Source organism: Streptomyces sp. NPDC058796 (assembly GCF_042745235.1).
GTDB lineage: Bacteria > Actinomycetota > Actinomycetes > Streptomycetales > Streptomycetaceae > Streptomyces.
The window spans coordinates 1-26,900 of record NZ_JBHYOP010000026.1; the positions used below are offsets into that span (position 1 = coordinate 1).

Here is a 26,900-nt window from a genome sequence, read left to right on the forward strand (position 1 = left end):
GGGGGGGGTGCCTCTATGTCGTTCGTCAAGCGAGGCGTGGGGTTCTGGGTTCGTAGAAGGTTCCGTCGCGGAGCATCGCGAACAGCACGTTGATCCGCTGGCGGGCGAGGCGGAGAAGTGCCTGGGTGTGGGTCTTCCCGCGGGTTCGGCAGCGGTCGTAGTAGGTCCGGGAGGCGGGATCATGCAGGGCGGCGAACGCGGACAGGAACATCGCCCGTTTGAGCTGGCGGTTGCCGCCTCTGGGGGCGTGTTCGCCGTGGATCGAGGTTCCGGACTGCCGGGTTGCCGGGGCGAGGCCGGCGTATGAGGCCAGGTGGGCGGCGGTGGGAAAGGAGCTGCCGTCGCCGACGGTGGACAGGAGGACTGCGGCGGTCCTGACGCCGATGCCGGGCATCGAGGTCAGGACCTGGGCAAGAGGGTGGGCCTCCAGCAGGGCCTCGATTCTGGCCTCCAGGGCCCGGCGTTGTTCGTGGACGGCGGCCAGAGACTTCGCCAGCGACGGCACGATCACGTCGAGGGTGCCGGTGCCGGGGACGACGACGGTCTGCTCGTCGAGCGCGGTGAAGATGTCGTCGACCAGCCGCTCGGCCATGCGCGGTGCCCTCGGGCGGATGACCTCGACGAGCCTGCGGCGGCCTGCCTTGCGGAGTGCCTGCGGGGATCCGTATCGCTCGAGGAGCCAGGTGATGGCTGCGTGGTCCAGGCGCGGGCCCAGGACGCGTTCGAGGCTGGGGTGGAACTGGGTGAGCAGGCCGCGGATGCGGTTGGAGGTGCGGTTGGCCTCGCCGGCGAGGTCCTGGTCGAAGCCGACGAGCATGGTCAGCTCGGCGGTGACCTCGTCGGTCAGGTCGAGCGTGCGCAGGGTGTGGGGCATGGTGCGGGCGGCATCCGCGATGACGGCGGCGTCCTTCGCGTCGGTCTTGGCTTCGCCCGGGTAGAGGTCGGCGATCCTGCGCATCGCCAGGCCTGGCAGGTAGGCGACCTGACAGTCGGCGTCCCGGGCGACGGACAGCGGCAGGGCGCCGATGGAGGCGGGCTGGTCCACGACCACCAGGACGGTGCCGAACTTGGCCTTCAGCTTGTCGAAGACCGCCCGCAGCTTCGGTTCGCTGTTCGGCAGCGGCTTATCGAAGACCGTCTTCCCGGCCGGAGTCAGTCCGTGTCCGTGATGGGTCTGCTTGCCGACGTCCAAGCCCAGGAAGACGCCCACCCCGTCGATGCTGATCACCGTGCCCCCACATGTGTCGACGTGTGCCGGCCCCGAGGTCGGGAGCCGTTCTCGCGCAGCCACGTTATGCAGACCTGCCGCCCGCGAGCAGCCGGGTATTGCGCCCGGCCAGGCGGTGGTCAGACCTCTGATCAGCGTCTCTGACGGCACCCCTCGGGCCCGGTGACACCACCCCCCAGGTCATCCCTTTGACAGGGGGCAACAGTCATGCCGGGCCCGGAGGCCAGCGGCCCTCTTGCAGGACCGCGAAGAAGATAACGGGGGGTGAGGTTGCGTGGTGTCCGGGGGCGTGCCCGTGGGCAGGCACTGGCGGACGCCGGCCGCCCCGACGCACGGCCCGTTCCCACCCGCCGGGTCCGCCTCCGCCGCCGGGGTCGGGCAGGTCCGGTCGGCCGGGACGGCGAGGCGCACCGCCCGCAGGGGCGGTGAAGGGAGCTGCCCTCCGGGGGCGAGGGGTGCCGCTGCTCGCCGGAAGAAGCGAAGGGCGCCCACCGGGGCGGCGGAACGGGCGCTCATCCGGGGCGGCGGAGGGCGCCTCCCGTCGGGACGGCGCGGAGCGTTGCCGGCCGGAGACGACGGAGGGCGCCGTCCGCTCGGGACGGCGCCCTCTCCGCACGCGGCGGTCCGGTCGCGAGGGACCGGGTGCGTTCAGATGCCCTGCCAGTCGGGCTTGTGGGCGTACGTGTGCCGGAAGTAGTCGGCGAGCTTCAGCTTGGAGGCGGCGGCCTCGTCGACGACGACCGTGGCGTGCGGGTGGAGCTGGAGTGCGGACGCCGGGCACACGGCGGCGACCGGCCCCTCGACGCTCGCGGCCACCGCGTCCGCCTTGCCCTCGCCGGTGGCGAGCAGCACCACGTGCCGGGCCTCCAGGATGGTCCCGATGCCCTGCGTGATCACGTGGTGGGGCACCTGGTCGATGTCGCCGTCGAAGAAGCGCGCGTTGTCGACGCGGGTCTGCTCGGTGAGCGTCTTGATCCGGGTCCGGGAGGCGAGCGAGGAACACGGCTCGTTGAAGCCGATGTGCCCGTCCGTCCCGATCCCCAGCAGCTGGAGGTCGACGCCGCCGGCCTCGCCGAGCGCCTTGTCGTACGCCTCGCACGCGCCCTGTACGTCCGCCGCCGTGCCGTCGGGGCCCATGAACGCGTCCATGCCGATGCCCAGCGGCTCGAGCACCTCCCGCCGCAGCACCGAGCGGTACGACTCCGGATGCTCGGCCGGGAGTCCCACGTACTCGTCGAGCTGGGCGATCCGCGCCCGCGCGGCGTCCACGGCACCCGAGCGCACCTTCGCGGCCAGCGCCTCGTACACCGGCAGCGGCGTCGAGCCGGTGGCCACCCCGAGCAGGGCGTCGGGCTTGCGCCGGAGCAACTGCGCCATGGCTTCGGCTATCAGCTCGCCGCCTGCCCTGGCGTCGGGAACGATGACAACTTCCACGCTTGCCTGCCGTTTCGAAGAGAGGACTCACCCGGGGTCCGGGACTGGCTATGTGGTTTAGACCAATCTAACAGAGCCGGGCCCCGTGGGCGCGTCGAAACAGCCGGGCGGTACGGCCTGACGGTGGCGGTCTCACGCCGGGGTCACGTCAGCGAGCCTCCCGTCGCGTCCACCCAGCTCCCCGTGACCCACCGGCCCTCGCGCGAGGCAAGGAACGCCACCACGTCGGCGACCTCGGCCGGGGTCCCCACCCCGCCCAGCGCGGAGAGCGCCGCCGCCCGGTCCCAGCCGTCCGTGCTCCCGTGCAGCAGCTCGGCCGTGTTGTCCGTGTCGATGATGCCGGGCGCCACCGAGTTCACCGTGATGCCCCGAGTGCCCAGCACCTTGGAGAGGTCACGCGAGAGCACGTCCAGCGCGCCCTTCGTCATCGCGTACGCCATGTTGTCCGGCATCACCGCGGTGCGGGCCAGTCCCGAGGAGATGTTGACGACCCGGCCGCCGTCGCGCAGTCGCTCCATGCCGTGCTTGAGGATGAAGAACGGTGCCTTCACGTTGACCGCGAAGACCGCGTCGTACTCCTCCTCGCCTATCTCCCCGATGGGGCGCGTACTGCCGATCCCGGCGTTGTTCACCAGGATGTCCAGCCCGTCGGCGTGCCGGTCGAACTCCTCCCACAGCGCCTCGGCCGCTCCGGGGGCGCGCAGGTCGGCCTCGATGGCGAACGCCGAGCCGCCCGCCGCCTCGATCGCGGCGACCGTCTCCTTCGCCGCCGCCCCGTTCCTGCCGTAGTGCACAGCGACCCGGGCGCCGTCGCGGCCCAGCCGCTCCGCGATCCCTCGCCCGATGCCCCTGCTCGCTCCCGTGACGAGAGCCGTCCTGCCCGTAAGCACGCCCATGTCGGCGCCCCCTCCGAATTGTCTAGTGGTCGCTACACAAAGGACCGTACAGCAGGCCGGCGGCTTTTTTCTAGTGGCCGCTATAAAATGCACTCCATGGTGAGCAGTGACGAGAAGAACGAACGGGCCGGGATGCAGCCCAGAAGCGCCAGGACCCGTGGCCGCCCCCGCTCCTTCGATCGCGCGACGGCCCTGGAGAAGGCGCTGATGGCCTTCTGGGAGCACGGGTACGAGGCGACGTCGGTCTCCGACCTCACCCGTGCCATGGGCATCGGCGCCCCGAGCCTCTACGCCGCCTTCGGCGACAAGCGTTCGCTCTTCGAGGAGGTCGTCCAGGAGTACGGCGCCCGCTACGGCTCCTTCGGGGACCGCGCCCTCGCCGAAGAGCCGACGGCGCGGGCGGGCGTGGGGCGGATGCTGCGCGAGGCCGCGGCCGAGTACACCGCGCCCGGCCGCCCGCACGGCTGCCTCGTCATCCACGCGGCCGCCAACTGCTCGACAGCCGAGGTCGAGGAGTCCCTGCGCCGGCGGCGCAACGCCAACATCGCCGCGATCGAGAGCCGGATCGACACCGACGTCGCCGCGGGCCTGCTGCCCGCGGACACCGACGCCACCGCCCTCGCCCGGTACGCGGGTGCCATGATCCAGGGCATGTCCCAGCAGGCGCGCGACGGCGCGAGCCGGACCGAGCTGGAAGCGCTCGCGGAAATTGCCCTGGCCGTCTGGCCCCGTGCCTGAGCCAACAGGGTTAGGCTTCTGCCGGGTGCTCGGACGCGCGAGCAGTCGGTGGGCGCGACAACGACAAACGACGTCCATCGCATGGACACGGCGAGTGGTCTAGTCCACAATGGCGACTGAGACACTTGCCGTGAGTATCACGCAAGGTGATCGTCAGGCTTCCGCCTTCCCCGCACAGGAGGGCGGACCGAGGAACCGGTGCTCTCTGCCCTGACTGCCCCGGCTCCTCATCCTTCGGCCGACCGGGACCGCACACCCCACGGCCGTTGTTGCTCCGGGCTGCGGTGCCGGGAGGGTTGAGGGTCCCTCTCAGGCGCCGCGGCCCGCGGGTGTTCCCGGGAAACCGCCAGGTACGCTCAGTCGCGTGCCCTCCATGAACGAACTCGTACGCCAGCACACAGCACTCGACGACTCCGACCTCGAGTGGCTCCACCTGCTGGTCTCGGAGTGGCAGCTCCTCTCCGACCTCTCCTTCGCCGACCTGGTCCTGTGGGTCCCCACCCGCGACGGCACGCGGTACGTCTCCGTCGCCCAGATGCGCCCCAACACCGGACCGACCTCGTACCAGGACGACATGGTCGGCCACCTCGTCCCGCGCGGCCGGCGCCCGATGCTGGACGCCGCCCTGGACGAGGGCCGGATCGTGCGTGAGGGCGATCCGGAGTGGCGTGAAGAGGTCCCGGTCCGAGTCGAGTCCATCCCGGTGCGCCGCCAGGGCCGCGTCCTGGGCGTCATCGCCCGCAACACCAACCTGCTCACCGTGCGCACCCCGAGCCGCCTGGAACTCACGTACCTGCAGAGCGCCTCCGACCTCGCCCAGATGATCGCGGCGGGCGCCTTCCCGTTCGAGAACCAGCAGGTCGACATGGACGCCTCGCCCCGCGTCGGCGACGGCCTGATCCGGGTGGACGGCGACGGCATCGTCCAGTACGCCTCCCCGAACGCCCTGTCGGCCTACCACCGCATGGGCCTCGCCGCCGACCTGGTCGGCCATCACCTCGGCCGGACCACCGCCGAACTCGCCCCGTCCCGCGGGCCGGTGGACGAGGCGCTCGCCAAGGTGGCCAGCGGCTGGGCGCCTCGCGAGTTCGAGATCGAGGCGCACGACGGGGTCATCCAGTTCCGCGCCATCCCGCTCAAACCCAAGGGCACGCGCATCGGATCGCTGGTGCTCCTGCGCGACGTCACGGAACTGCGTCGCCGCGAGCGCGAGTTGATCACCAAGGACGCCACCATCCGGGAGATCCACCACCGGGTGAAGAACAACCTCCAGACGGTGGCGGCCCTGCTCCGCCTCCAGGCACGGCGGATCGAGTCCGACCGGGGCCGCGAGGCGCTGGAGGAGGCCGTGCGCCGGGTCGGCTCCATCGCGATCGTGCACGAGACGCTCTCCCAGAACCTGGACGAGCGTGTGGAGTTCGACGAGATCGCCGACCGAGTGCTGGCGATGGTGGCGGAGATCTCGCCGGGCAAGGTCACGGGCCGGCGCACCGGTCGCTTCGGCATTCTGGACGCGGAAGTCGCCACCCCCCTGTCGATGGTGCTGACCGAAGTCCTGCAGAACGCGCTGGAACACGGCTTCCGGGAGAGCGACACCGGCACGGTCGAGGTCTCCGCCGTCCGCGGCGGCACGACCAAGGAGGCCCGGCTCCTGGTCACCGTCCAGGACGACGGCGTCGGCCTCCCCGAGGACTTCGACCCGCACCGCTCGGGCAATCTCGGCCTGCAGATCGTGCGCACCCTGGTCGAGGGTGAGCTCGGCGGCAGCTTCGACATGGTCCCCGCCCCCGAGCGCGGCACCCGGGTCATCCTGGACATCCCGGTGCCGACGCAGAAGTAGCAGGTGGGCCGTGGTCCGGACCTTGACCGGCCGGACCGTCACCGCTCCGGACAGCAAAAAGCCCCGGACCCGTGAAGGTCCGAGGCCAGTGCTCGTGCGATCCATCGTCCGATGCGCATCGGGGGTACTGCGCGCTGCGGCTCGGGAGCGGGGGTTGTGTACGCGCTGTACACGCCGCCATGCTCAGGCTGTCAGCAGGGGTGGCTGGTCAGGCGGAGGCCTGACGAGCCCGGTTGCGGGCGGCACGGCGCTTCATCGCGCGGCGCTCGTCCTCGCTGAGACCACCCCAGACGCCGGAGTCCTGACCGGACTCGAGCGCCCACTGCAGGCACTGCTCCATGACAGGGCAGCGACGGCAGACGGCCTTGGCTTCCTCGATCTGCAGCAGCGCGGGACCGGTGTTGCCGATGGGGAAGAAGAGCTCGGGGTCTTCCTCGCGGCAAACGGCGCGGTGACGCCAGTCCATGGCTGCTACCTCTCCTTGGTATTACATGCAGGGTGCTTGTGAATGTGAACGCTTTCACGAATCCCTCAACAAGGGAAGGGCCTACCGCCAGGTTGCCCGGCGTGGTCCTGTGATTTGAAGAGGGGTTCCGGTGATCTGTGGAGGCCGGTCTTGCGGGCCGTCCCGATCGCCAAGAAGAGACTCGCAAACCTCGGCGGCGGATACAACCCCTTCCGGAAAGTTTTTTTTGATTCATCGGTGTCGACTAGGTCACAGCCGTACTTCCTGGGGGTGGATCCTGGTCTAAACGTTCGAGTGAAAGGACTTTAGCCCCTTCTGCTCACACAATCACACGCAGTGCACGGCGTACGCCTGTGAACGTCACGCTGGTCCGCAGCCCCAGGTGGTCACCGTCCATCTGGAGGGGCAGTGGCACCTTCGAATGCAAGGTGAAGTCGGTCAGGTCGTGCAGGGAGACGGCGTGCCGGCCACGGGGTCCGCGCTCGGGGGACGAAGTGAGCAACTGGGTCCCATACCGGGCGACCGCGGCCGTCGACAGGCGGCTGAGGCCGAAGACGTCGAGCGCGGTGTCGAACGAGGCCTGCGGCGACGCGTAGATCGGGCGGTTGCCGAGAAACGTCCAGGGGCACGTGTTCGAGACTATGGACAGCACCAGATCGGTGACCGGGTCCTCGCCCGCCCGCTCCAGGGTGATCGTCCCGCTGCGGCGGTGCGGCTCGCCGATGAGCGCGCGCATCACCTGGCGGACGTAGAGGGCGTGCGTCGACTTCTTGCCGCGCTCGCGGTGCTGCTCGACGCGGCCGACCACGCCGGCGTCGAAGCCCAGTCCGGCGTTGAAGGTGAACCAGCGGGCCGGTACCGCCTCGTCCTCCGTGCCGGGCGTGCCGGAGGCCAGACCCAGTCCGACGGTCCGCTCGCTGCCGTCGCGCAGCGCGTCGAGCAGGGCGCCGGTGGCCTCCACGGCGTGGTTGGGCAGACCCAGCGCGCGGGCGAAGACGTTGGTGGAGCCCCCGGGGACCACCGCGAGGCCGGGCAGGTGCTCCGGGTCGGGGCCGGCGTGCAGCAGGCCGTTGACGACCTCGTTCACCGTGCCGTCGCCGCCGAGGGCCACCACCAGCTCGATGTCGTCGCTCTGCGCCGCCTGCCGGCCGAGGTCGCGCGCGTGCCCGCGGTACTCCGTGGTGACGGCCTCCAGCTTCATCTCGCTGGCGAGCGCGTGGATCAGGACGTCGCGCGTGCGCGCGCTCGTGGTGGTTGCCGCCGGATTGACCACGAGAAGTGCACGCATGCTGTGCAGGGTACCTACTGGGCGGTACCCGGCCCAGCCCGAGGGGGAGATCGCGGCGGGCCGCGGTGCGCGCATCGTGCCGGACGCCCCCACGGGAGCCGGTGTCGGCGAGGGCTACCCTTCAGGGGTGAGCAGTGAGCAGAACCCCACCCCCGAAGCCGCCGAAGCCGCCGAAGAGGCGGGCCCCCGCCCCGGGCGGCTGACCGCCGCGGCCGCCCTGGCCGCACTGGAGGGGCTGGCGCTCGTCGTCGGCGGAGCCTGGATGCTGGTGGGTGGTCTCACGGGCCACCCCGACGACCGGACCTCCGCCGTCACCGGCGGCGTCACCCTGGTCGTCCTCGCCCTGCTGCCGCTGCTCGCCGCCCGCGGTCTGCTCGCGCGGCGGGGCTGGAGCCGGGGGCCCGCCATCATCACGCAGATCATGGCGCTGCCCGTGGCCTACAACATGCTGAACGCCGACAGCGTCGCCATCCCGGCGGGCATCGTGCTCGCCGTCGTGGCGGTCACGGCGCTGGTGCTGCTGGTGAACCCCGCGACCACCCAGGCGCTCGGCATCCGAGGCCCCGGCAGCGCGCGGAAGTAGCCGGCACCCGACGCTTTCCGTCGCCGCGGCTACTCCTCGACCAGCAGCTTCTCCCGCAACTGTGCCAGCGTGCGCGCCAGCAGCCGCGACACGTGCATCTGGGAGATGCCGACCTCCTGCGCGATCTGCGACTGCGTCATGTTGCCGAAGAAGCGCAGCAGCAGGATTCGCTTCTCCCGCGGCGGCAGGTCCTCCAGCAGGGGCTTGAGGGACTCGCGGTACTCGACGCCCTCCAGCGCCTCGTCCTCGGCTCCGAGGGTGTCCGCGACCGCCGGGGACTCGTCGTCGGTGTCCGGGACGTCCAGGGACAGGGTGGAGTACGCGTTGGCCGACTCCAGGCCCTCCAGGACCTCCTCCTCCGAGATCGACAGCTTCTCGGCGAGCTCGTGCACGGTGGGGGAGCGGCCGTGCAGCTGCGAGAGCTCCGCGGTGGCCGTCGTCAGGGCCAGCCGCAGCTCCTGGAGCCGGCGCGGCACGCGCACCGCCCACCCCTTGTCCCGGAAGTGCCGCTTGATCTCGCCGACGACCGTGGGGGTCGCGTACGTGGAGAACTCCACCCCGCGGTCCGGGTCGAAGCGGTCGACCGACTTGATCAGTCCGATGGTGGCGACCTGGGTGAGGTCGTCCAGGGGCTCCCCGCGGTTGCGGAAGCGGCGCGCGAGGTGCTCGACGAGGGGGAGGTGCATGCGGACGAGCCGGTTGCGCAGCTCCGCGTACTCGGGGCTGTCCTTCTCCAGGGCGCGCAGCTCGGCGAACATCAGACGCGCCCCGCTGCGGTCCTGCGGGTCGTGGCGCGTGCCCTGCGTGCCCCGTGCGCCCGGAGCCTCTTCTTCGGCGTGTCGCTCGTGCTCGCTCATCGTCCCGCCCGTTGCCCTTTCCCGAGCCTTCGCCTCCGCTCGGACGGGCCGCACGGGGGTCTCCCCGGTCCGCTGCCCGTCTCCCGGGACGACGGCCCCGGGCGAGGCCTCGTCCTGAGGATGCGGCCGGGCCTGCTCGGGGATGCCGTCGATGCCGTCCGCCATGCCTCGGGCCTCGTTCTCGACACGTGTGGCCTCGGCCGGCCGTTCCCGTGTGCCGCGCTCCTCGTCCCGCACCGGCCCGTCCCCGTCCCTCACGCCGGCCCGGGTCCCGCGCCGCGCTGTTTGTACAGGCTGATCGAAACGGTGTTGTCCTCGTCCACGGCGGAGGAGACCTTGCCCGCGAGGGCGGACAGCACGGTCCAGGCGAAGGTGTCCCGCGAGGGGGCGTGTCCGTCCGTGGTCGGCGCCGAGACGGTGACCTCGAGCGAGTCGTCGACGAGGCGGAAGACGCAACTGAGCACCGAGCCGGGCACGGCCTGCTGGAGCAGGATCGCGCAGGCCTCGTCGACTGCGATGCGCAGGTCCTCGATCTCGTCGAGGGTGAAGTCCAAACGGGCCGCGAGGCCGGCCGTGGCCGTACGCAGCACCGACAGGTAGGCACCCGCGGCCGGCAGCCGGACTTCGACGAAGTCCTGGGTCGCGGGCTCGCCTGCGATCTGGGACACCCTCACCTCCAAGGTGGTACAAGCGTTACAGGGCCGAGGGTCACCTCGGGGTAACGCGATACGTGGTTCAGCGGTGACGTTATCGCGCTCCGAACTTTCCTGTCCCCGAGACCCCAACCCCTTGCCGTAACTCATAGTAAACACATGAACACGTACAGTGGCTAGGGGTTCGGCGGGCTCAAATCGGAAGAGCGCGCGCCGGGTTGACGTACCCAGGCCTCAGACGGTCGAACCGTCCCGGACCGAGGTCACACGAGTACGTGATCCACGAAACACCAACGCCAGTTCTCCCCGGGCTCGAAGGTGCGCATCACCGGGTGGCCGGTCTCCTCGTGGTGCGCGGTCGCGTGCCGCCTCGGCGAGGAGTCGCAGCAGCCGACATGGCCGCACACGAGGCACAGCCTCAGCTGCACCGGGTCCGTCCCCTCGGCCAGACACTCCGGGCAGGTCTCGCTGCGCGGCTCCGGTTCCGGGTGCGGCAGCGCGTCGGCGTGCGTGCACTGTTTCATGATTGCCAGGTTACGACGGGCGTGCGGACCACCGCGTGGAGAACGAGGGCGGGCGAGGACGATGGACGTGATGCCGCTGCTGTTGCTGGTGGCGGGCAGCGCCGCGATCGCCGCGGCGGGCCGGCGGCTGCCGGTGCCGGCGCCGCTGCTGCTGGTGGCCGTGGGCCTCGCGGTGAGCTACGTGCCCGGCGTGCCCGACTACACCCTCGACCCGCACATCGTCCTGCCGCTGCTGCTGCCCCCGCTGCTCCACACGGCGGCCACCGACAGCTCCTACCTCGACCTGCGGGCGCAGCTGCGGCCCGTGGCGCTGCTGTCCGTCGGCTACGTGCTCTTCGCGACCTTCGTCGTGGGCGCCGCCGCGTACCTGATCGTGCCGGGCCTGCCCCTGACCGCGGCCCTGGTGCTCGGCGCGGTGGTGGCTCCACCCGACGCCGTCGCGGCCACGGCGGTGGCGCGCCGGGTGGGACTGCCGAACCGGATCACCACGATCCTCCAGGGCGAGTCCCTGGTGAACGACGCCACCGCGATCACCGCCTTCCGGGTGGCGCTCGCCGCGGCGGTCGGCGAGGGCGCCACCTGGGCCGGCGGGATCGCGGAGTTCCTGATCGCGGCGGTCGGCGGCGTCGGCGTCGGGCTGGTGCTGATGGTGCCGCTCCACTGGCTGCGCACCCACGTGAAGGAGGCCCTCCTCCAGAACACGCTCTCCCTGCTGATCCCATTCGTCGCCTACGCGGTCGCGGAGCAGGTGCACGCGTCCGGGGTGCTGGCTGTGGTGGTCGTCGCGCTGTTCCTCGGCCACCGCGCGTGGGAGGTCGATTTCGCCACCCGCCTCCAGGAGGAGGCGGTCTGGAAGATGGTGGCGTTCGTCCTCGAGTCGTCCGTGTTCGCGCTCATCGGCCTCCAGCTGCCCGTGGTCCTCAAGGGCCTCGGGGACTACGAAGGCGCCGACGCCGCCTGGTACGCGGTCGCCGTCTTCCTGGTGGTCGCCGTGACCCGCTTCGTGTGGGTGTATCCGGCGACCTTTTTGCCGCGCCTGTCGGCACGCGTCCGCGCGCGCGAGGGGGACCTGTCCTGGAAGGGGCCGTTCGTGATCGGCTGGGCGGGGATGCGGGGCGTGGTCTCGCTGGCCATCGCCTTCTCCATCCCGCTCACCGTGCACGGCGGCGGGCCCTTCCCCGAGCGGAACCTCATCCTGTTCCTCACCTTCACCACGGTCATCGGCACGCTGGTCGTCCAGGGCGTCACCCTGCCGCCGCTGATCCGCCTGCTGAAGTTCCCCGCCCGTGACGTCCGGGCCGAGACCCTGGCGGAGGCCAACGCCCAGGCCCAGGCCTCCCGCGCCGCGGAGCAGCGCCTGGACGACCTCCTCGCCGACGAGCGCAACGCGCTGCCCGCACCCCTCGCCGACCGCCTCCGCACGGTCCTGGAGCGTCGCCGCAACGCCGTCTGGGAACGGCTCGGCCAGGTCAACCCCGTCACCGGGGAGAGCGTCGACGACACCTACCGGCGGCTGTCGCGGGAGATGATCGGCGCCGAGCGGGAGGTCTTCGTGCGGCTGCGGGACGGCCGGTACATCGACGACGAGATGCTGCGGACCCTGCTGCGCCGGCTGGACCTGGAGGAGGCGGCGGCGTACCGGGAGACGACGTAGGGCGCCCGGGGTCAGGGGAAGGGGCGGCCGGTGACGACCGCGGCCACGGTGGTCCCGCGCGGGAAGGCGCCCTCCTCGGTCAGCGTGACCAGGGCGTGCAGCATCTTGGCGACGTAGACGCGCTCCACGGGCAGGCCGTGACGGCGCTCGAAGTCCTCGGCGAAGGCCTCGAGCCCGGCGGTGGTGCGGGCGTAGCCGCCGAAGTGGAAGCGGTCGTCGAGGCGCCAGTCGCCGCGCGGCCCGCCGAACGCGCGGTCCTGGAGCCGCCGTATGTCGTCGGCCAGGAAGCCGCCCTTGAGCACGGGTATGCCCACCACCCGGCGTCCCGCGGGCAGCCCCGCGGCCAGCCCGGCCAGCGTGCCGCCGGTGCCGCAGGCGAGCGCGACGACGTCGGCGTGCTCGCCCAGTTCCTCGCCGAGCGCCCGGCAGCCGCGTACGGCCGCCGCGTTGCTGCCGCCCTCGGGCACGACGACCGCGTCCTCGGCGTCCACCGCGCGCAGGAGCGCCGCCAGGACGTCGGGCTCGGTCTTGCGGCGGTACGTGGAGCGGTCGACGAAGTGGAGTCGCATGCCGTCGGCCGCGCACCGGGCCAGCGAGGAGTTGAGCGGCCGGCCGGCCAGCTCCTGACCGCGCACCACGCCCACCGTGGGCAGCCCGAGCAGCCGGCCGGCGGCGGCCGTGGCGCGCAGGTGGTTGGAGTACGCGCCGCCGAACGTGACGACGGTGCTCCCGGTCCCGGCGGCGAGGTTCGGAGCGAGTTTGCGCCACTTGTTGCCGACCAGTTCCGGATGGATCAGGTCGTCGCGCTTCAACAGCAACCGGACCCCGCGCCGCTCGAACCGCTCGTCGGCGACCTCCTGCAAGGGAGAGGGCAGGCGCGGTCGCAGAGCGGCGAGCTCGGAGGTCAAGGTGCCGGTCATGCAGCCATTGTCCCGTCACGCGCTCGGGGCGCACGCCTCACTTCAGCCGGTCGCGGATCCGCTCCCGCATCGACCCCATCGAGAACCCCCGCGGGTCCACCTTCCCCGGCTGCCATTCGAGGTGGCCGATGACGGATCGTTCATTCCAGCCGTGATGGCGGCAGACCGCGGCGGCGGCCCGCTCGATCGCCTCGAGCTGCGCGGCCGGCCAGGGATCGTCCCCGTCGCCCAGGTTCTCGCACTCGAAGCCGTAGAAGTGACGGTTGCCGTCGGTGTTCGACTCGTTGTCCCGGGGCAGCCCCCTCTCCGCGATCACCGCGCGCAGCACGTCGTCGTCGCCCAGTCCGGCGTGGTTGGCGCGCCCGTACCCGACGAGATGGACCCTGCCGTCCTTGGTGATGACCCCGTGGCACAGCGGACCCGGCAGGCCTTCGTAACCCTTGCGGCAGATCTCCACGGTCCGTGCGCTGCCCTTGGTGACCGTGTGGTGGATCATCACGCCGTGCACGGGGCCCCAGGGTCCCTTGTGGTTGCGGTTGTGGTCCCGCCAGTCGCCGACCTGCACGACGGTGAGGCCCTCCGCCTTCAGTGCCTTGAGGAAACTGCTCGCGGACATGGGTGAGGCCACGGCCGACTCCTTCACGCTGCGCGACGACCGCCCGGCGCGACCGCCTCGTACAGTGCTTCTACCGAAATGGAGTGCTCCCTACGACTTGTTCGGTCCCCGTACGAGTCCTTTCGGCCAATGTCATACCGGCCATCGGCTCTGACCTGCGCCGGACAAGTCGCCGATACGTCGAACAAGCTCCCATGTCTGCCCCGGTCGGCGGTGATCCATTCCCGCTCTTTCGGGTAATAGCACCGGCACGCTCCGTGAGGAAGGCTGGTGCACGCACATCGATGCCGGGCGCAGCCGTCCGGCATGACCGGGAGGGCAATTCCTTATGTCGGTAGGCGAAGAGGTCCGCACCGAGCAGACCAGGCCGCAGCAGAGCCTCGGCACGGCGGCCGCGCGGAACCTGGCCACCACGACCAAGTCCGTTCCTCAGATGCAGGAGATCAGCTCCCGCTGGCTGCTGCGCACGCTTCCCTGGGTCGACATCCAGGGCGGCACGTACCGGGTGAACCGGCGCATGACCTTCGCCGTCGGCGACGGCCGGGTCACGTTCGTGAAGACCGGCGACCGCGTCGAGGTCATCCCCGCGGAGCTGGGCGAGCTGCCGGCCCTGCGCTCGTACGAGGACGAAGAGGTGCTCTCGGAGCTGGCTCAGCGCTGCGAGCAGCGGGAGTTCGGCCCCGGTGAGGTGATCGCCTCGTTCGGTGCCCAGGCCGACGAGGTGTACCTGCTGGCCCACGGCAAGGTGGAGAAGGTCGGCACCGGCCCCTACGGCGACGACGCGGTGCTCGGCGTCCTCGCCGACGGTGCCTACTTCGGCGACGAGGCGCTGCTGGACGGGGACGCCATCTGGGAGTACACCGCCCGCACGGTCACCGCCTGCACGGTGCTGGTGCTGCCGCGTCAGGAGGTGGAGCAGGTCGCGGAGCGCTCCGACTCCCTGCGCACACACCTCGAGGAGCGCCGCTCGCTCCCCCAGCAGCCCACCAACAGGCACGGCGAGAAGGCGATCGACCTCTCCGCCGGCCACAGCGGCGAGCCGGACATCCCGCACACCTTCGTCGACTACGAGGCGCGGCCCCGTGAGTACGAACTGAGCGTCGCCCAGACCGTGCTGCGCATCCACTCGCGCGTGGCCGACCTCTACAACCAGCCGATGAACCAGACGGAGCAGCAGATCCGCCTGACCGTCGAGGCGTTGAAGGAGCGCCAGGAGCACGAGCTCATCAACAACCGCGAGTTCGGCCTGCTGCACAACTGCGAGTACGACCAGCGGATCCAGCCGCACGACGGTGTGCCCGGCCCGGACGACCTCGACGAGCTGCTGAGCCGCCGCCGCGGCACCAAGCTGCTCCTCGCCCACCCGCGTGCCATCGCCGCGATCGGCCGCGAGCTCAACCGGCGCGGACTCGTCCCCGAGACGATCGACGTCGCCGGCAACCGCATCCCGACCTGGCGCGGGGTGCCGATCTACCCGTGCAACAAGATCCCGGTCACCGAGGCCCGCACGTCCTCGATCATCGCGATGCGTACGGGGGAACAGGACCAGGGCGTGATCGGGCTGCGCGCCACCGGCATCCCCGACGAGATCGAGCCGAGTCTGTCGGTGCGGTTCATGGGGATCAACGAGCAGGCCATCATCAAGTACCTGGTCACGGCCTACTACTCGGCCGCCGTCCTCGTACCGGACGCGCTCGGCGTGCTGGAGAACGTCGAGATCGGCCGTTGGCAGTGACACCAGTCTCCCGAACGCCGTGTTCCCGCCCGCCCGGGCGGGTACACCCCGGGGGTACGGTCGCGGGCGCACGGGGGGAGGCGAGTCGATGACGGAGGCTCCGCACGGCACCGGTGGGGCGCGCCGGCCCATCGGAACCCTGGAAAGGGGCGAGCGCATCGGCACACAACGGGGGGAGGAGCCGGAAGGCCCGGCCGACGGGCATGAGGCCGCGGTGCTCCTGCGGGAGTCCCGGGCGTCGGTCGACCCCGGGCTGCGGTCCGCCATCGCGTCCCTGCCCGCCGGTATGCGGCGGGTCGCGCTCTACCACTTCGGCTGGCAGCACGCGGACGGCACACCGGCGTCCGGCAACGCGGGCAAGGCGATCCGCCCCGCGCTCGTCCTGGCCTCGGCCGCCGCCCTCGGCGGCCCCGCGGCCCGGGCGGCGGCGGTGCCGGCCGCGGCGGCGGTGGAGCTGGTCCACAACTTCACGTTGCTGCACGACGACGTGATGGACCGCGACAGCACCCGGCGCCACCGGCCGACCGCGTGGACCGTGTTCGGCGACGCCGACGCGATCCTCGCCGGGGACGCCCTCCAGGCGCTGGCCCTGCGGCTGCTCGCCGTGGACCCGCACCCGGCGTCGGCGGCGGCCGCCGCCCGGCTCGCCGACTGCGTCATGGAACTCTGCGAGGGCCAGCACGCGGACACGGCCATGGAGCGGCGCGCCCCGGACGAGGTCACTCTGGAGGAGACGCTCGCCATGGCCGAGGCCAAGACGGGCGCCCTGCTGGGATGTGCCTGCGCGGTCGGCGCGCTCTACGCGGGGGCGGCCGACGAGGAGGTGGAGGCTCTGGACGCCTTCGGCCGGGAGGCCGGGCTGGCGTTCCAGCTCATCGACGACGTCATCGGCATATGGGGCGACCCGCGGCGCACCGGCAAGCCGGCGGGCGCGGACCTGGCCGCCCGGAAGAAGTCGCTTCCGGTGGTCGCCGCCCTGTCCTCAGGCACTCCGGCCGCCGCCGAACTCGCCGAGCTGTACGCGGCACCGTACGACGAGGGCACGGAGGACCTGGAGCGCAGCGCCCTGGCCGTGGAGCGGGCGGGTGGCCGTGACTGGGCGCAGGCCCAGGCCGCCGACCGCATGGCCCGGGCCATGCAGGAACTGGCCCGCGCGGTGCCCGATCCGGAGGCGGCGGGCGGCCTGCTCGCGCTTGCCGAGTTCGTGACCCGGCGCAGCACCTGACCCTCCCCGGCCGTCCGGCGGCGATCGAGCGCCGGACGGCCGGGCACGACACCGGAGCCCGCGCAGGGCCGTACGGACCTGACCGACGTACGGTCGCGCCGCCGAGGGCTCCGGTCCGGCGGGTCCCGCACTTCCCCACGGCGTGCGGGGCCCGCCTTCTCGGCGTTCGTCCGGCTAGGCTCAACCGCCGTACACGCGAGCGGGGTTGAGGCGAAAGGGCGGGCGGGGCATGGGTGTGGCGATCCGGACGGCGGGGGAGGACGACCGGGAACTGGTCGTCCGGCTGCTGGACGAGGCGTTCCAGGAAGATCCGGTGAGCGGCTGGGTCTTCCCCGGTGGGGAGTACCGCCGCCGGACCCACCACCGGCTCATGGCCGCCTTCACCGACGCCGTGCTCGCCGACGGGCGCATCGACCTCACGGAGGACGGCGCGGCCTGTGCGCTCTGGCTGTCCGTGCCCGCGGGAGAAGGCACCGGCGAGGAGCCGGGCGACGACGCCGAGGACGTCCCGGCCCTGGTGCGCCAGGCCGTCGATCCGGACAACGAGCGGGTGGAGTTGATAGCCCGGCTGACGGAAGGAATCCATCCCTCGGGCCGGGCCCACGAGTACCTGTGGATGATCGGCGTGGCCCCCGGCAGGCAGGGCGAGGGCCTGGGTACCGCGCTCATCGGGTCGGTCCTGGACCGGTGCGACCGTGAGGGGCTGCCCGCCTATCTGGAGGCGAGCAGCGACCGCAGCAAGGGCCTGTACGAACGCCTTGGCTTCGAGTTCACCGGCCGGGCCCTGGACCTCCCGGACGGCCCCCGGATGTGGCCGATGTGGCGCGAGCCGCGGCAAACTCCTTGAACCACTCCAGGCGGAGTACTATGAATGGAGTGGTCAAGGGAGAGGACAGCGTCTTGCGCAAGCTCACGTACTTCATCGCCTGCTCGATCGACGGCTTCATCGGCGGCCCGGACGGCGACGCCGCGTTCATGGTCCCGTTCGTCGACGAGGAGTTCCTCGCGTTCCTGAAGTCGGAATACCCGGAGACCCTGCCGACCCACGTCCGTCGGCCGCTCGGCATCGACGACCTGCCGAACAAGCGGTTCGACACGGCCGTCCAGGGCAGGGCCAGCTACGACCTCGCCCTCAAGGAGGGTGTGACCAGCCCCTACGCACACCTGCGGGAGTACGTCGCCTCCCGCACGCTCACGGAGTCGCCCGACCCCAACGTCGAGATCGTCTCGGCGGACCTGGCCGGCAAGGTCCGCGGACTCAAGGCGGAGGACACCGGCTTCGACATCTACCTGTGCGGCGGATCGGCCGTCGCCGGCGAGCTGTTCGACGAGGTCGACGAGCTGGTCGTCAAGACCTACCCCGTGGTGCTGGGCACCGGCATGCCGATGTTCGGGACCGGCTTCGCCGTCACCGAGTTCGCCCCGCAGTCGGTGCGCGGCTTCGGCAACGGCGTCGTGGTGCGGACGTACCGCAGGAAGCGCTGACCGGCGCCGCCTGCTGAGTCAGGCCGGAAACGACCGCACCCGGACCGCCGTGGGCGCCGTGCTCGGCGCCCCGCGGTCCGGGTGCGAGACCGGAAGACCGTGCGACCGTGCGGCAAGGGGCACCGCAGGCCGAAAGGTGTGATCCAGGGTCGGATCAGGCCTTCTTGGTCTCCCAGAAGATCTTGTCGATCTGGGCGATGTAGTCCAGCGCCTTCTGGCCGGTCGCCGGGTCCTTCGAGCCCTTGGCGGCCGACAGGGCCTTCAGGGTGTCGTTGACCAGCTGGTGCAGCTCCGGGTACTTCTCGAAGTGCGGCGGCTTGAAGTAGTCGCTCCACAGCACGGAGACGTGGTGCTTCGCCAGCTCGGCGCGCTGCTCCTTGATGACCGTGGCACGCGTCTGGAAGTGCGGGTCGTCGTTGCCGGCCATCTTCTCCTGCACGGCCTTCACCGACTCCGCCTCGATGCGGGCCTGGGCCGGGTCGTACACGCCGCAGGGCAGGTCGCAGTGGGCGCTGACCGTGACCTTGGGGGCAAACAGGCGGGAAAGCATGAAGCGTTCCTTCCTCGTGATCGTCTTCTCAGGGGGGACATTACTCCCTGGGAGGCGCGATTTCGCGAGTGCCCCCGTGGGCTTAGGACAAAAGTCCGGGGTGAGACTGAGACTGGTGGAGGAAACACCGGGGAGGTGCCGGGTCATGCCGGAGCAGTCGTCGCAGGAGACCGAACGCCCGAGAGGGGCGTTGCCTTTCGGCCCGGCCGAGGTGACCGGGCCGTCGATGGTGCCCACGCTCCATCACGGCGACGTGCTCCTCGTGCACTGGGGGGCTCGGGTCCGGCCGGGTGACGTCGTGGTGCTGCGCCACCCCTTCCAGCAGGACCTGCTGGTGGTCAAGCGGGCCGTCGAGCGGCGCGGGGCCGGCTGGTGGGTGCTCGGCGACAACGCCTTCGCGGGCGGCGACAGCACCGACTACGGGGTCGTCCCGGAGGAACTGGTGCTCGGGCGCGCGCGGGCGCGGTACCGGCCCCTGAAGCCGGGTCAGCGCTCGCCGTTCGCCGTGGGCCGCTGGGCGTTCTCCGCGCTCCGGCCGGTGCTGACCGACCGGTCCGCCTCCAGGCGCTTGCGGGCGCGGTAGGCCGCCACGTTGGCACGGGTGGCGCAGCGGTCCGAGCAGTAGCGACGGGAGCGGTTCGTCGAGGTGTCCAGGTAGGCGTTGCGGCAGGGGGCCGCCTCGCACAGGCCCAGGCGGTCCACGCCGTACTCGGTGAGGTGGAAGGCCAGGCCCATCGCCGCGATGGCGGCGAAACCGGCGGTCGCGTTGGACGGGTGGTCCGCCAGGTGCATGTGCCACAGCGGGCTGCCGTCGTCGTCGCGGTGGTCGTGGCCGGAGATCTGCGGGCTCACCGGGAACTCCAGCAGGAGGGAGTTCAGCAGGTCCACGGCGAGGGTCTCGTCGCCGCCGTCGGCGGCCTCGAAGACCGCGCGCAGCCGCCCGCGGACCGAGCGGAAGCGGGTCACGTCCGCGTCCGTGGCGCGCCGGGCCGCCGACTGGTTGGCGCCGAAGAGCTCGCGGACGGCCTCGACCGAGGTGAGGGAGTCCTGCCCCCGGGCCGGTTCCTCGGTGTTGACGAGACGCACGGCGTAGTCCGAGTAATAGGCCAGTTCCACTTGTAGTCCTTACGAAGGGGCTCTATGGTCGTGCCTGCGGTCAGGTAATGGCTGATCGTGCTTACAGGGTATTACGTGACGCACGCGATGGAGGGGCTCGATGACGGACGCGGACATCACCACGGCCACCACACCCGCAGCCGACTGGCAGGCCTGGCAGGAGAGCTGGGACCGGCAGCAGGAGTGGTACATGCCCGACCGGGAGGAACGCTTCCGGATCATGCTGGACATGGTCGAGGCGCTGGTGGGGCCCGCGCCCCGGGTGCTCGACCTCGCCTGCGGCACCGGCACCATCACGGCCCGTCTGCTGGCCCGCTTCCCGCAGGCCACCAGCACCGGCGTGGATCTCGACCCGGCGCTCCTCGCCATCGCCGAGGGGACCTTCGCCGGCGACGAACGGGTCTGTCTGGTCACCGCCGACCTCAAGGACCCCGACTGGACGTCGAAGCTGCCGTACGACTCGTACGACGCCGTACTGACCGCCACGGCCCTGCACTGGCTCCACTCCGAACCCCTCGCGGCCCTCTACGGTCGGGTCGCGGAGGTCGTCCGCGACGGCGGTGTCTTCATGAACGCGGACCACATGATCGACGAGACGACGCCCCGGATCAACGCGGCCGAGCGCGCGCAGCGGCACGCGCGGATGGACGCCGCCAAGGCGGGGGGCGCGCTCGACTGGTCCGAGTGGTGGCAGCTCGCCGCCAAGGACCCGGTCCTCGCCGGTCCCACCGCCCGCCGCTTCGAGATCTACGGGGAGCACGCCGACGGCGACATGCCCTCGGCCCAGTGGCACGCGCGCGTGCTGCGCGAGAAGGGCTTCGGTGAGGCGCGGCCGGTGTGGTGCTCGCCGTCGGACACGCTGCTGCTGGCGCTCAAGTAGCCCGGGAACAGGCCGAAGGGGCGGTACGGACATCCGTACCGCCCCTTCGGCGTGCCCGCGGGTGCTCAGAGCACCTTGGACAGGAACGCCTGCGTCCGCTCGTGCTGCGGGTCCGTCAGGACGTCGCGCGGGTTGCCCGACTCCACGACCACACCGCCGTCCATGAAGACCAGGCTGTCGCCGACCTCACGGGCGAAGCCCATCTCGTGGGTCACGACGACCATCGTCATGCCGGACTCGGCGAGGTCGCGCATGACGTCCAGGACGTCACCGACCAGCTCCGGGTCGAGGGCCGAGGTCGGCTCGTCGAACAGCATCAGTTTCGGGTCCATCGCCAGTGCCCGGGCGATGGCGACGCGCTGCTGCTGGCCTCCGGAGAGCTGCGAGGGGTAGTTGCCGGCCTTGTCGCCGAGGCCCACCCGCTCCAGCAGGGCGGTGGCGCGCTCCCTGGCCTGGGCCTTGCTCGCGCCCTTGACCTGGACCGGAGCCTCCATGACGTTCTCGACGGCCGTCATGTGCGGGAACAGGTTGAAGCGCTGGAAGACCATGCCGATGTCCCGCCGCTTGCGGGCGACCTCGCTGTCCTTCAGCTCGTAGAGCTTGTCGCCCTTCTGGCGGTAGCCGACCAGCTCGCCGTCGACGTACAGACGCCCGGCGTTGATCTTCTCGAGGTGGTTGATACACCTGAGGAAGGTGGACTTGCCGGAGCCGGAGGGGCCGATGAGGCAGAACACCTCGCCCTGCTTCACCTCCAGGTCGATGCCCTTGAGGACCTCGACGGCGCCGAAGGACTTGTGGACGCCCTCGGCCTTCACCATGGCGGTCATGCGGTGCCTCCCGTCGGCTTGGAGCGGCTGGACAGGGACAGCACGTTCGCCTTGATCTTCTGGAACGGGGTGGCCGGCAGGGACCGGCTCGAACCCCGCGCGTAGTACCGCTCCAGGTAGTACTGGCCCACGCTGAAGACCGAGGTCAGCAGCAGGTACCAGGCGGCCGCCAGGAACAGCATCTCGGCCGGTGCCCCGGAGGTCTGGCCGATGTCCTGGGCCGCGCGGAACAACTCCGGGTACTGGACGACCGAGACCAGCGAGGTCGTCTTCAGCATGTTGACGACCTCGTTGCCCGTGGGCGGCACGATCACGCGCATCGCCTGCGGGATCACGATCCGGCGCAGCGTCTTGGTGTGGCTCATGCCCAGCGCGTGCGCCGCCTCGGTCTGGCCCTCGTCGACCGCGAGCAGACCGGCCCGGCAGATCTCCGCCATGTACGCGGCCTCGTTCAGGCCGAGGCCGAGCAGCACCGTCAGGAACGGCGTCATGAAGTCCGACCACTCGTCCCGGTAGACCGGGCCGAGGTTGATGTACTCGAAGACCAGGCCCAGGTTGAACCAGACCACCAGCTGTACCAGGACCGGCGTGCCGCGGAAGAACCAGATGTAGAACCACGCGATGGACGAGGTCACCGGGTTCTTCGACAGCCGCATGACGGCGAGCAGGATGCCGCCGAAGATGCCGATCGCCATGGCCAGCACGGTGATCAGCAGCGTCTTGCCCACACCGGAGACGATCCGGTCGTCGAAGAAGTAGTCCGGGATCGCGCCCCAGTTGATCTTGCCCTGGGAGAACGCGTACACGACCGCGGCCAGCAGCGCGATCGCGACCGTCGCGGAGACGTACCGCCCGTAGTGCCGGACCGGGATGGCCTTGATGGCCTCCGCCCCGGCCGGCGGGGTGTCGGCCGGGCCGCCCGCCGTCTTGTCGATGTCAACAGTCACGGATGTTGCCTTTCAGCGCCCGCCGGGCGTCACTTGCCGCCGTTGACGGTGGCCTCGGTGACGGCACCTTCCGCCACGCCCCACTTGTCGAGGACCTTCTCGTACTCGCCGTTGGCGATGATCGCGTCCAGCGCCGCCTTCAGGGCGTCCCGCAGCTGGGTGTTGTCCTTGGCGACCGCGATGCCGTACGGGGCGGCCTCGACCTGCTCGCCGACGAGCTGGAAGTCCTTGCCGCCGCCGGAGGTCTTCACCGCGTACGCCGCGACCGGGAAGTCGGAGGAGCCGGCGTCGGCGCCGCCCGCGCGCAGGCGGGTCTGGGCCTGCTGGTCGTTGTCGTAGGGCTCGATGGTGATCTTCTTGCCGGCCGGGCACTTCTCGTTCTCGGCCTTGGCGAGGTCCTCGGAGACCGTGCCGCGCTGGAGGACCAGCTTCTTGCCGCACAGGTCGGACCAGGTCTTGATGCCCTGGTCGTCGCCCTTCTTGGTGTAGATCGAGACACCGGCGGTGAGGTAGTCCACGAAGTCGACGCCCTGGCCGACCTTCTTGCCGGTCTCGGAGTCGATGCCCTCCTGGCGCTCCTTGGTGTCGGTCATCGCCGACATCGCGATGTCGTAGCGCTTGGAGCGCAGACCGGTGATCAGGGTGTCGAAGGTGCCGTTCTCGAACTCGAACTTCACGCCGAGCTGCTTGCCCATGGCGTCCGCGAGATCGGGGTCGATGCCGACCGTCTTGCCGGACTTGTCCTTGAACTCGACCGGGGCGTAGGCGATGTCGGAACCGACCTTGATGACGCCCTTGTCGCGTATGGCCTGCGGCAGCTTGTCGGCCAGCGGGGCGGCCACCGCGGACTGGTCGTCGCCGCCGGAGCCGCTGTTCTCGGTCTGGTCGCCGCATCCGGTGAGCAGCAGGGCGCCTGCGACCGCGATCGCACCGACCGCTGCTGTCCGGGAGTGCGCGGCGGTCGTACGACGGGTGGAGCGTGCGGTCATGGTGGTTCCTCCGGCGGATGAAAGGAGATGCCGATGGGGACGGTGGAGTTCCGGTGGGACGGGGCGCCGGCCGGGGGACCGGCAGGCGCCGTGGGTCGACGAGAGCACACGCCTTCGAGTGTCGCGACCTCGTGTGATTACGGCATCTTGCCATTCGGACTCGGCCATTCAGGGGGGACGTCATGTCAAAATCGGATAACGGGTGACCCCCCGAACCGCACCAGGCCGGTACAACCCGACCCAACCTTTACGGGAATCCCCTCTTCCGGCCGAAAGATCTTCGGCATTCCTGGAAATGCGGAGATGGTCCGGCGGTGCGCCCGCCCGTCAAGAGCTTGTCGCCGAAGCCTGTCAAGGGCTTCCGTGAAGTTGTCTCGATACTCGTCTATGAGTCATGTCACCGGCATGCGGTGCTCGAGGTCCGGCATGTGAGCTTGCACTTATCCGACTCGTCGCAGGGGGCGTCCGTCGGGTAAGAAGGTTCTTTACACCCCTCATCAGGGGCTCAGGGCGCGTGTGCGGCGCGCCCGTCGCGCAGGCCTCCCTGTGGCCCCAACGGCCATCCACCTGTGCGGTGCCCGCCCATTCCTCACCAGGAGTGGACAAACCCTCAAACCATGAACTCTTAAGGGGTAAGACAAGTGGCAGCGGAGATCGTCAATCCTCGCAGCGACAGCGACGCCGGTACGGAGCAGGAGACGGGGGAGCCCCTCGACTCCTTCGACCCGGCGTTCGCGCTGCACCGCGGCGGCAAGATGGCCGTGCAGGCCACCGTGCCGGTCCGCGACAAGGACGACCTGTCCCTGGCGTACACGCCCGGCGTCGCGAAAGTGTGCAGCGCGATCGCCGAGCAGCCCGACCTGGTGCACGACTACACGTGGAAGTCGTCGGTCGTGGCGGTCGTGACGGACGGTACTGCGGTTCTGGGGCTCGGGGACATCGGCCCCGAGGCCTCCCTTCCGGTGATGGAGGGGAAGGCGATCCTTTTCAAGCAGTTCGGCGGCGTGGACGCGGTTCCGATCGCGCTGGACTGCACGGACGCGGACGACATCGTCGAGACGGTGGTGCGGCTCGCGCCCTCCTTCGGAGGTGTGAACCTGGAGGACATCTCGGCGCCGCGGTGCTTCGAGATCGAGCGCAAGCTCCAGGAGCGGCTCGACATCCCGATCTTCCACGACGACCAGCACGGCACGGCGGTCGTGACGCTGGCGGCGCTGCGGAACGCGGCGCGGCTGAGCGGGCGGACGCTGGGTGAGCTGCGCGCCGTGATCTCGGGGGCGGGCGCGGCCGGCGTCGCCATCGCCAAGATGCTGGTCGAGGCCGGCATCGGGGACGTCGCGGTCGCGGACCGCAAGGGCGTCGTCTCCGCCGACCGGGACGACCTGACGCCGGTCAAGCAGGAACTGGCCTCCTTCACCAACAAGGCCGGGCTGTCCGGTTCGCTGGAGTCGGCACTCGCGGGCGCCGACGTCTTCATCGGCGTCTCCGGCGGTACGGTGCCGGAGCCGGCGGTCGCCTCGATGGCGAAGGGCGCCTTCGTCTTCGCGATGGCCAACCCGAACCCCGAGGTGCACCCGGAGATCGCGCACAAGTACGCGGCGGTCGTGGCGACGGGGCGGTCGGACTTCCCGAACCAGATCAACAACGTGCTGGCCTTCCCGGGCATCTTCGCCGGCGCGCTGCAGGTGCGGGCGTCGCGGATCACCGAGGGCATGAAGCTCGCGGCGGCCGAGGCGCTGGCCTCCGTGGTGGGCGACGACCTCGCCGCGGACTACGTCATCCCGTCCCCCTTCGACGAGCGCGTGGCGCCGGCCGTCACGGCGGCGGTGGCGGCGGCGGCCCGTGCGGAGGGGGTCGCACGGCGGTGACCGTGTGACGCCTTGCCTGTGGTGAGCGGCCTCGTCCCTGGCGGACGGGGCCGCTCGCTTTCGGGTTGGGCGGCGTCGGTGTGGGCCGGGGGGGTGCCTCTATGTCGTTCGTCAAGCGAGGCGTGGGGTTCTGGGTTCGTAGAAGGTTCCGTCGCGGAGCATCGCGAACAGCACGTTGATCCGCTGGCGGGCGAGGCGGAGAAGTGCCTGGGTGTGGGTCTTCCCGCGGGTTCGGCAGCGGTCGTAGTAGGTCCGGGAGGCGGGATCATGCAGGGCGGCGAACGCGGACAGGAACATCGCCCGTTTGAGCTGGCGGTTGCCGCCTCTGGGGGCGTGTTCGCCGTGGATCGAGGTTCCGGACTGCCGGGTTGCCGGGGCGAGGCCGGCGTATGAGGCCAGGTGGGCGGCGGTGGGAAAGGAGCTGCCGTCGCCGACGGTGGACAGGAGGACTGCGGCGGTCCTGACGCCGATGCCGGGCATCGAGGTCAGGACCTGGGAAAGAGGGTGGGCCGCCAGCAGGGCCTCGATTCTGGCCTCCAGGGCCCGGGGTTGTTCGTGGACGGCGGCGAGAGACTTCGCCAGCGACGGCACGATCACGTCGAGGGTGCCGGTTCCGGGGACGACGACGGTCTGCTCGTCGAGCGCGGTGAAGATGTCGTCGACCAGCCGCTCGGCCATGCGCGGTGCCCTCGGGCGGATGACCTCGACGAGCCTGCGGCGGCCTGCCTTGCGGAGTGCCTGCGGGGATCCGTATCGCTCGAGGAGCCAGGTGATGGCTGCGTGGTCCAGGCGCGGGCCCAGGACGCGTTCGAGGCTGGGGTGGAACTGGGTGAGCAGGCCGCGGATGCGGTTGGAGGTGCGGTTGGCCTCGCCGGCGAGGTCCTGGTCGAAGCCGACGAGCATGGTCAGCTCGGCGGTGACCTCGTCGGTCAGGTCGAGCGTGCGCAGGGTGTGGGGCATGGTGCGGGCGGCATCCGCGATGACGGCGGCGTCCTTCGCGTCGGTCTTGGCTTCGCCCGGGTAGAGGTCGGCGATCCTGCGCATCGCCAGGCCTGGCAGGTAGGCGACCTGACAGTCGGCGTCCCGGGCGACGGACAGCGGCAGGGCGCCGATGGAGGCGGGCTGGTCCACGACCACCAGGACGGTGCCGAACTTGGCCTTCAGCTTGTCGAAGACCGCCCGCAGCTTCGGTTCGCTGTTCGGCAGCGGCTTATCGAAGACCGTCTTCCCGGCCGGAGTCAGTCCGTGTCCGTGATGGGTCTGCTTGCCGACGTCCAAGCCCAGGAAGACGCCCACCCCGTCGATGCTGATCACCGTGCCCCCACATGTGTCGACGTGTGCCGGCCCCGAGGTCGGGAGCCGTTCTCGCGCAGCCACGTTATGCAGACCTGCCGCCCGCGAGCAGCCGGGTATTGCGCCCGGCCAGGCGGTGGTCAGACCTCTGATCAGCGTCTCTGACGGCACCCCTCGGGCCCGGTGACACCACCCCCCAGGTCATCCCTTTGACAGGGGGCAACAGTCATGCCGGGCCCGGAGGCCAGCGGCCCTCTTGCAGGACCGCGAAGAAGATAACGGGGCGCC

Annotated in this window: 27 protein-coding genes; 11 read left to right on the forward strand and 16 right to left on the reverse strand. The window is 70.8% G+C overall.

Features of this window, described 5'->3' with window-relative positions:
• Nucleotides 1–25: 25 nt before the first annotated feature.
• The 3 genes from ACFW47_RS34440 to ACFW47_RS34450 all read right to left on the reverse strand — a co-directional run bounded on the left by ACFW47_RS34440 (nucleotide 26) and on the right by ACFW47_RS34450 (nucleotide 3,558).
• Nucleotides 26–1,228, reverse strand: a complete 1,203-nt coding sequence (locus tag ACFW47_RS34440; RefSeq protein ID WP_386308206.1) for an IS110 family transposase — start codon at nucleotides 1,226–1,228, stop codon at nucleotides 26–28.
• Nucleotides 1,229–1,876: 648 nt separating this feature from the next.
• Complete coding sequence (gene nagB, locus ACFW47_RS34445; protein ID WP_386286758.1) at nucleotides 1,877–2,662, reverse strand: glucosamine-6-phosphate deaminase; 786 nt, start codon at nucleotides 2,660–2,662, stop codon at nucleotides 1,877–1,879.
• A gap of 143 nt (nucleotides 2,663–2,805) precedes the next feature.
• Nucleotides 2,806–3,558 carry an SDR family oxidoreductase gene (locus ACFW47_RS34450; protein ID WP_386286760.1) on the reverse strand — a complete coding sequence of 251 codons (753 nt, stop codon included), beginning with the start codon at nucleotides 3,556–3,558 and terminating at the stop codon, nucleotides 2,806–2,808.
• A 96-nt stretch (nucleotides 3,559–3,654) separates the two neighbouring features.
• Between ACFW47_RS34450 and ACFW47_RS34455 the strand changes: the two genes are divergently transcribed.
• Both ACFW47_RS34455 and ACFW47_RS34460 read left to right on the forward strand, forming a co-directional pair.
• The gene (locus tag ACFW47_RS34455; RefSeq protein ID WP_386308207.1) at nucleotides 3,655–4,296 is read left to right on the forward strand and encodes a TetR/AcrR family transcriptional regulator; all 642 of its coding nucleotides are present in this window, start codon (nucleotides 3,655–3,657) and stop codon (nucleotides 4,294–4,296) included.
• A gap of 364 nt (nucleotides 4,297–4,660) precedes the next feature.
• Nucleotides 4,661–6,136: a sensor histidine kinase gene (locus ACFW47_RS34460; RefSeq protein ID WP_386308208.1), complete on the forward strand. Its 1,476-nt coding sequence runs from the start codon at nucleotides 4,661–4,663 to the stop codon at nucleotides 6,134–6,136.
• Between the two features lie 208 nt (nucleotides 6,137–6,344).
• Here ACFW47_RS34460 and ACFW47_RS34465 read toward each other — a convergent pair whose 3' ends face one another.
• Both ACFW47_RS34465 and ACFW47_RS34470 read right to left on the reverse strand, forming a co-directional pair.
• The gene (locus tag ACFW47_RS34465) at nucleotides 6,345–6,602 is read right to left on the reverse strand and encodes a WhiB family transcriptional regulator (RefSeq protein WP_003973730.1); all 258 of its coding nucleotides are present in this window, start codon (nucleotides 6,600–6,602) and stop codon (nucleotides 6,345–6,347) included.
• 319 nt (nucleotides 6,603–6,921) lie between these two features.
• A complete protein-coding gene (locus tag ACFW47_RS34470; RefSeq protein WP_386286766.1) occupies nucleotides 6,922–7,890 on the reverse strand; it encodes a diacylglycerol/lipid kinase family protein in 969 nt (322 codons plus the stop codon).
• Nucleotides 7,891–8,017: 127 nt separating this feature from the next.
• Between ACFW47_RS34470 and ACFW47_RS34475 the strand changes: the two genes are divergently transcribed.
• Entirely contained in the window at nucleotides 8,018–8,473 is a 456-nt protein-coding gene (locus tag ACFW47_RS34475) for a hypothetical protein (RefSeq protein WP_386286768.1), read from the forward strand.
• 29 nt (nucleotides 8,474–8,502) lie between these two features.
• On the opposite strand, the gene ACFW47_RS34480 is transcribed toward ACFW47_RS34475, so the two are convergent.
• The 3 genes from ACFW47_RS34480 to ACFW47_RS34490 all read right to left on the reverse strand — a co-directional run bounded on the left by ACFW47_RS34480 (nucleotide 8,503) and on the right by ACFW47_RS34490 (nucleotide 10,507).
• A complete protein-coding gene (locus ACFW47_RS34480) occupies nucleotides 8,503–9,588 on the reverse strand; it encodes an RNA polymerase sigma factor SigF (protein ID WP_386286770.1) in 1,086 nt (361 codons plus the stop codon).
• The gene (locus ACFW47_RS34485; RefSeq protein ID WP_019326945.1) at nucleotides 9,585–9,998 is read right to left on the reverse strand and encodes an anti-sigma regulatory factor; all 414 of its coding nucleotides are present in this window, start codon (nucleotides 9,996–9,998) and stop codon (nucleotides 9,585–9,587) included. Before ACFW47_RS34485 ends, ACFW47_RS34480 begins: the two co-directional genes overlap by 4 nt.
• Before the next feature lie 248 nt (nucleotides 9,999–10,246).
• Nucleotides 10,247–10,507, reverse strand: coding sequence for a UBP-type zinc finger domain-containing protein (locus ACFW47_RS34490; protein WP_361217100.1), 261 nt, complete (start codon nucleotides 10,505–10,507; stop codon nucleotides 10,247–10,249).
• A 61-nt stretch (nucleotides 10,508–10,568) separates the two neighbouring features.
• Between ACFW47_RS34490 and ACFW47_RS34495 the strand changes: the two genes are divergently transcribed.
• Entirely contained in the window at nucleotides 10,569–12,161 is a 1,593-nt protein-coding gene (locus ACFW47_RS34495) for a Na+/H+ antiporter (protein ID WP_386286772.1), read from the forward strand.
• Between the two features lie 11 nt (nucleotides 12,162–12,172).
• On the opposite strand, the gene ACFW47_RS34500 is transcribed toward ACFW47_RS34495, so the two are convergent.
• Nucleotides 12,173–13,081: a 1-aminocyclopropane-1-carboxylate deaminase/D-cysteine desulfhydrase gene (locus tag ACFW47_RS34500; RefSeq protein WP_386286774.1), complete on the reverse strand. Its 909-nt coding sequence runs from the start codon at nucleotides 13,079–13,081 to the stop codon at nucleotides 12,173–12,175.
• A gap of 37 nt (nucleotides 13,082–13,118) precedes the next feature.
• Complete coding sequence (locus ACFW47_RS34505) at nucleotides 13,119–13,697, reverse strand: N-acetylmuramoyl-L-alanine amidase (protein WP_386286951.1); 579 nt, start codon at nucleotides 13,695–13,697, stop codon at nucleotides 13,119–13,121.
• A gap of 328 nt (nucleotides 13,698–14,025) precedes the next feature.
• On the opposite strand from ACFW47_RS34505, the gene ACFW47_RS34510 reads away from it, so the two are divergent.
• The 4 genes from ACFW47_RS34510 to ACFW47_RS34525 all read left to right on the forward strand — a co-directional run bounded on the left by ACFW47_RS34510 (nucleotide 14,026) and on the right by ACFW47_RS34525 (nucleotide 18,142).
• Complete coding sequence (locus tag ACFW47_RS34510; protein ID WP_386286776.1) at nucleotides 14,026–15,432, forward strand: family 2B encapsulin nanocompartment shell protein; 1,407 nt, start codon at nucleotides 14,026–14,028, stop codon at nucleotides 15,430–15,432.
• 88 nt (nucleotides 15,433–15,520) lie between these two features.
• Nucleotides 15,521–16,657: a family 2 encapsulin nanocompartment cargo protein polyprenyl transferase gene (locus ACFW47_RS34515; RefSeq protein WP_386308209.1), complete on the forward strand. Its 1,137-nt coding sequence runs from the start codon at nucleotides 15,521–15,523 to the stop codon at nucleotides 16,655–16,657.
• 229 nt (nucleotides 16,658–16,886) lie between these two features.
• Nucleotides 16,887–17,504, forward strand: a complete 618-nt coding sequence (locus tag ACFW47_RS34520; RefSeq protein ID WP_386286780.1) for a GNAT family N-acetyltransferase — start codon at nucleotides 16,887–16,889, stop codon at nucleotides 17,502–17,504.
• 53 nt (nucleotides 17,505–17,557) lie between these two features.
• Nucleotides 17,558–18,142 carry a dihydrofolate reductase family protein gene (locus ACFW47_RS34525; RefSeq protein ID WP_386308210.1) on the forward strand — a complete coding sequence of 195 codons (585 nt, stop codon included), beginning with the start codon at nucleotides 17,558–17,560 and terminating at the stop codon, nucleotides 18,140–18,142.
• A 154-nt stretch (nucleotides 18,143–18,296) separates the two neighbouring features.
• Here the strand turns inward: ACFW47_RS34525 and sodN are convergent, their stop codons facing one another.
• A complete protein-coding gene (sodN, locus tag ACFW47_RS34530) occupies nucleotides 18,297–18,692 on the reverse strand; it encodes a superoxide dismutase, Ni (RefSeq protein WP_003973716.1) in 396 nt (131 codons plus the stop codon).
• 145 nt (nucleotides 18,693–18,837) lie between these two features.
• On the opposite strand from sodN, the gene sodX reads away from it, so the two are divergent.
• On the forward strand, nucleotides 18,838–19,275 hold the full coding sequence (sodX, locus tag ACFW47_RS34535) for a nickel-type superoxide dismutase maturation protease (protein ID WP_386286784.1): 438 nt from the start codon (nucleotides 18,838–18,840) through the stop codon (nucleotides 19,273–19,275).
• Here the strand turns inward: sodX and ACFW47_RS34540 are convergent.
• Nucleotides 19,179–19,808: a CGNR zinc finger domain-containing protein gene (locus tag ACFW47_RS34540; protein WP_386286786.1), complete on the reverse strand. Its 630-nt coding sequence runs from the start codon at nucleotides 19,806–19,808 to the stop codon at nucleotides 19,179–19,181. The two genes, sodX and ACFW47_RS34540, sit on opposite strands and share 97 nt — an antisense overlap.
• Before the next feature lie 100 nt (nucleotides 19,809–19,908).
• Here ACFW47_RS34540 and ACFW47_RS34545 point away from each other — a divergent pair, with 100 nt between their 5' ends.
• Nucleotides 19,909–20,688, forward strand: a complete 780-nt coding sequence (locus ACFW47_RS34545) for a class I SAM-dependent methyltransferase (protein ID WP_386286788.1) — start codon at nucleotides 19,909–19,911, stop codon at nucleotides 20,686–20,688.
• Between the two features lie 65 nt (nucleotides 20,689–20,753).
• On the opposite strand, the gene ACFW47_RS34550 is transcribed toward ACFW47_RS34545, so the two are convergent.
• The 3 genes from ACFW47_RS34550 to ACFW47_RS34560 are packed head-to-tail and all read right to left on the reverse strand — an operon-like array spanning nucleotide 20,754 to nucleotide 23,619.
• Complete coding sequence (locus tag ACFW47_RS34550) at nucleotides 20,754–21,515, reverse strand: amino acid ABC transporter ATP-binding protein (protein WP_386286790.1); 762 nt, start codon at nucleotides 21,513–21,515, stop codon at nucleotides 20,754–20,756.
• A complete protein-coding gene (locus ACFW47_RS34555) occupies nucleotides 21,512–22,462 on the reverse strand; it encodes an amino acid ABC transporter permease (RefSeq protein WP_386286792.1) in 951 nt (316 codons plus the stop codon). The genes ACFW47_RS34550 and ACFW47_RS34555 overlap by 4 nt, the downstream gene beginning before the upstream one ends.
• Before the next feature lie 29 nt (nucleotides 22,463–22,491).
• A complete protein-coding gene (locus tag ACFW47_RS34560) occupies nucleotides 22,492–23,619 on the reverse strand; it encodes an ABC transporter substrate-binding protein (RefSeq protein ID WP_386286794.1) in 1,128 nt (375 codons plus the stop codon).
• Nucleotides 23,620–24,092: 473 nt separating this feature from the next.
• Between ACFW47_RS34560 and ACFW47_RS34565 the strand changes: the two genes are divergently transcribed.
• Nucleotides 24,093–25,319: an NADP-dependent malic enzyme gene (locus tag ACFW47_RS34565; protein ID WP_386286796.1), complete on the forward strand. Its 1,227-nt coding sequence runs from the start codon at nucleotides 24,093–24,095 to the stop codon at nucleotides 25,317–25,319.
• Between the two features lie 111 nt (nucleotides 25,320–25,430).
• Here the strand turns inward: ACFW47_RS34565 and ACFW47_RS34570 are convergent, their stop codons facing one another.
• On the reverse strand, nucleotides 25,431–26,633 hold the full coding sequence (locus ACFW47_RS34570) for an IS110 family transposase (RefSeq protein ID WP_386308211.1): 1,203 nt from the start codon (nucleotides 26,631–26,633) through the stop codon (nucleotides 25,431–25,433).
• Nucleotides 26,634–26,900 lie beyond the last annotated feature (267 nt).

What these genes read in the sequence shown, in the direction of transcription:
- ACFW47_RS34450 (WP_386286760.1), bottom strand. Translation starts at nt 3,558, where the DNA reads ATGGGCGTGCTTACGGGCAGGACGGCTCTCGTCACGGGAGCGAGCAGG.
- sodN (WP_003973716.1), bottom strand. Translation starts at nt 18,692, where the DNA reads ATGCTTTCCCGCCTGTTTGCCCCCAAGGTCACGGTCAGCGCCCACTGC.
- ACFW47_RS34520 (WP_386286780.1), top strand. Translation starts at nt 16,887, where the DNA reads ATGGGTGTGGCGATCCGGACGGCGGGGGAGGACGACCGGGAACTGGTC.
- sodX (WP_386286784.1), top strand. Translation starts at nt 18,838, where the DNA reads ATGCCGGAGCAGTCGTCGCAGGAGACCGAACGCCCGAGAGGGGCGTTG.
- ACFW47_RS34550 (WP_386286790.1), bottom strand. Translation starts at nt 21,515, where the DNA reads ATGACCGCCATGGTGAAGGCCGAGGGCGTCCACAAGTCCTTCGGCGCC.
- ACFW47_RS34495 (WP_386286772.1), top strand. Translation starts at nt 10,569, where the DNA reads ATGGACGTGATGCCGCTGCTGTTGCTGGTGGCGGGCAGCGCCGCGATC.
- ACFW47_RS34465 (WP_003973730.1), bottom strand. Translation starts at nt 6,602, where the DNA reads ATGGACTGGCGTCACCGCGCCGTTTGCCGCGAGGAAGACCCCGAGCTC.
- ACFW47_RS34500 (WP_386286774.1), bottom strand. Translation starts at nt 13,081, where the DNA reads ATGACCGGCACCTTGACCTCCGAGCTCGCCGCTCTGCGACCGCGCCTG.
- ACFW47_RS34505 (WP_386286951.1), bottom strand. Translation starts at nt 13,697, where the DNA reads ATGTCCGCGAGCAGTTTCCTCAAGGCACTGAAGGCGGAGGGCCTCACC.
- ACFW47_RS34455 (WP_386308207.1), top strand. Translation starts at nt 3,655, where the DNA reads ATGGTGAGCAGTGACGAGAAGAACGAACGGGCCGGGATGCAGCCCAGA.
- ACFW47_RS34470 (WP_386286766.1), bottom strand. Translation starts at nt 7,890, where the DNA reads ATGCGTGCACTTCTCGTGGTCAATCCGGCGGCAACCACCACGAGCGCG.
- ACFW47_RS34510 (WP_386286776.1), top strand. Translation starts at nt 14,026, where the DNA reads ATGTCGGTAGGCGAAGAGGTCCGCACCGAGCAGACCAGGCCGCAGCAG.
- ACFW47_RS34545 (WP_386286788.1), top strand. Translation starts at nt 19,909, where the DNA reads ATGACGGACGCGGACATCACCACGGCCACCACACCCGCAGCCGACTGG.
- ACFW47_RS34560 (WP_386286794.1), bottom strand. Translation starts at nt 23,619, where the DNA reads ATGGCCGAGTCCGAATGGCAAGATGCCGTAATCACACGAGGTCGCGAC.
- ACFW47_RS34490 (WP_361217100.1), bottom strand. Translation starts at nt 10,507, where the DNA reads ATGAAACAGTGCACGCACGCCGACGCGCTGCCGCACCCGGAACCGGAG.
- ACFW47_RS34515 (WP_386308209.1), top strand. Translation starts at nt 15,521, where the DNA reads ATGACGGAGGCTCCGCACGGCACCGGTGGGGCGCGCCGGCCCATCGGA.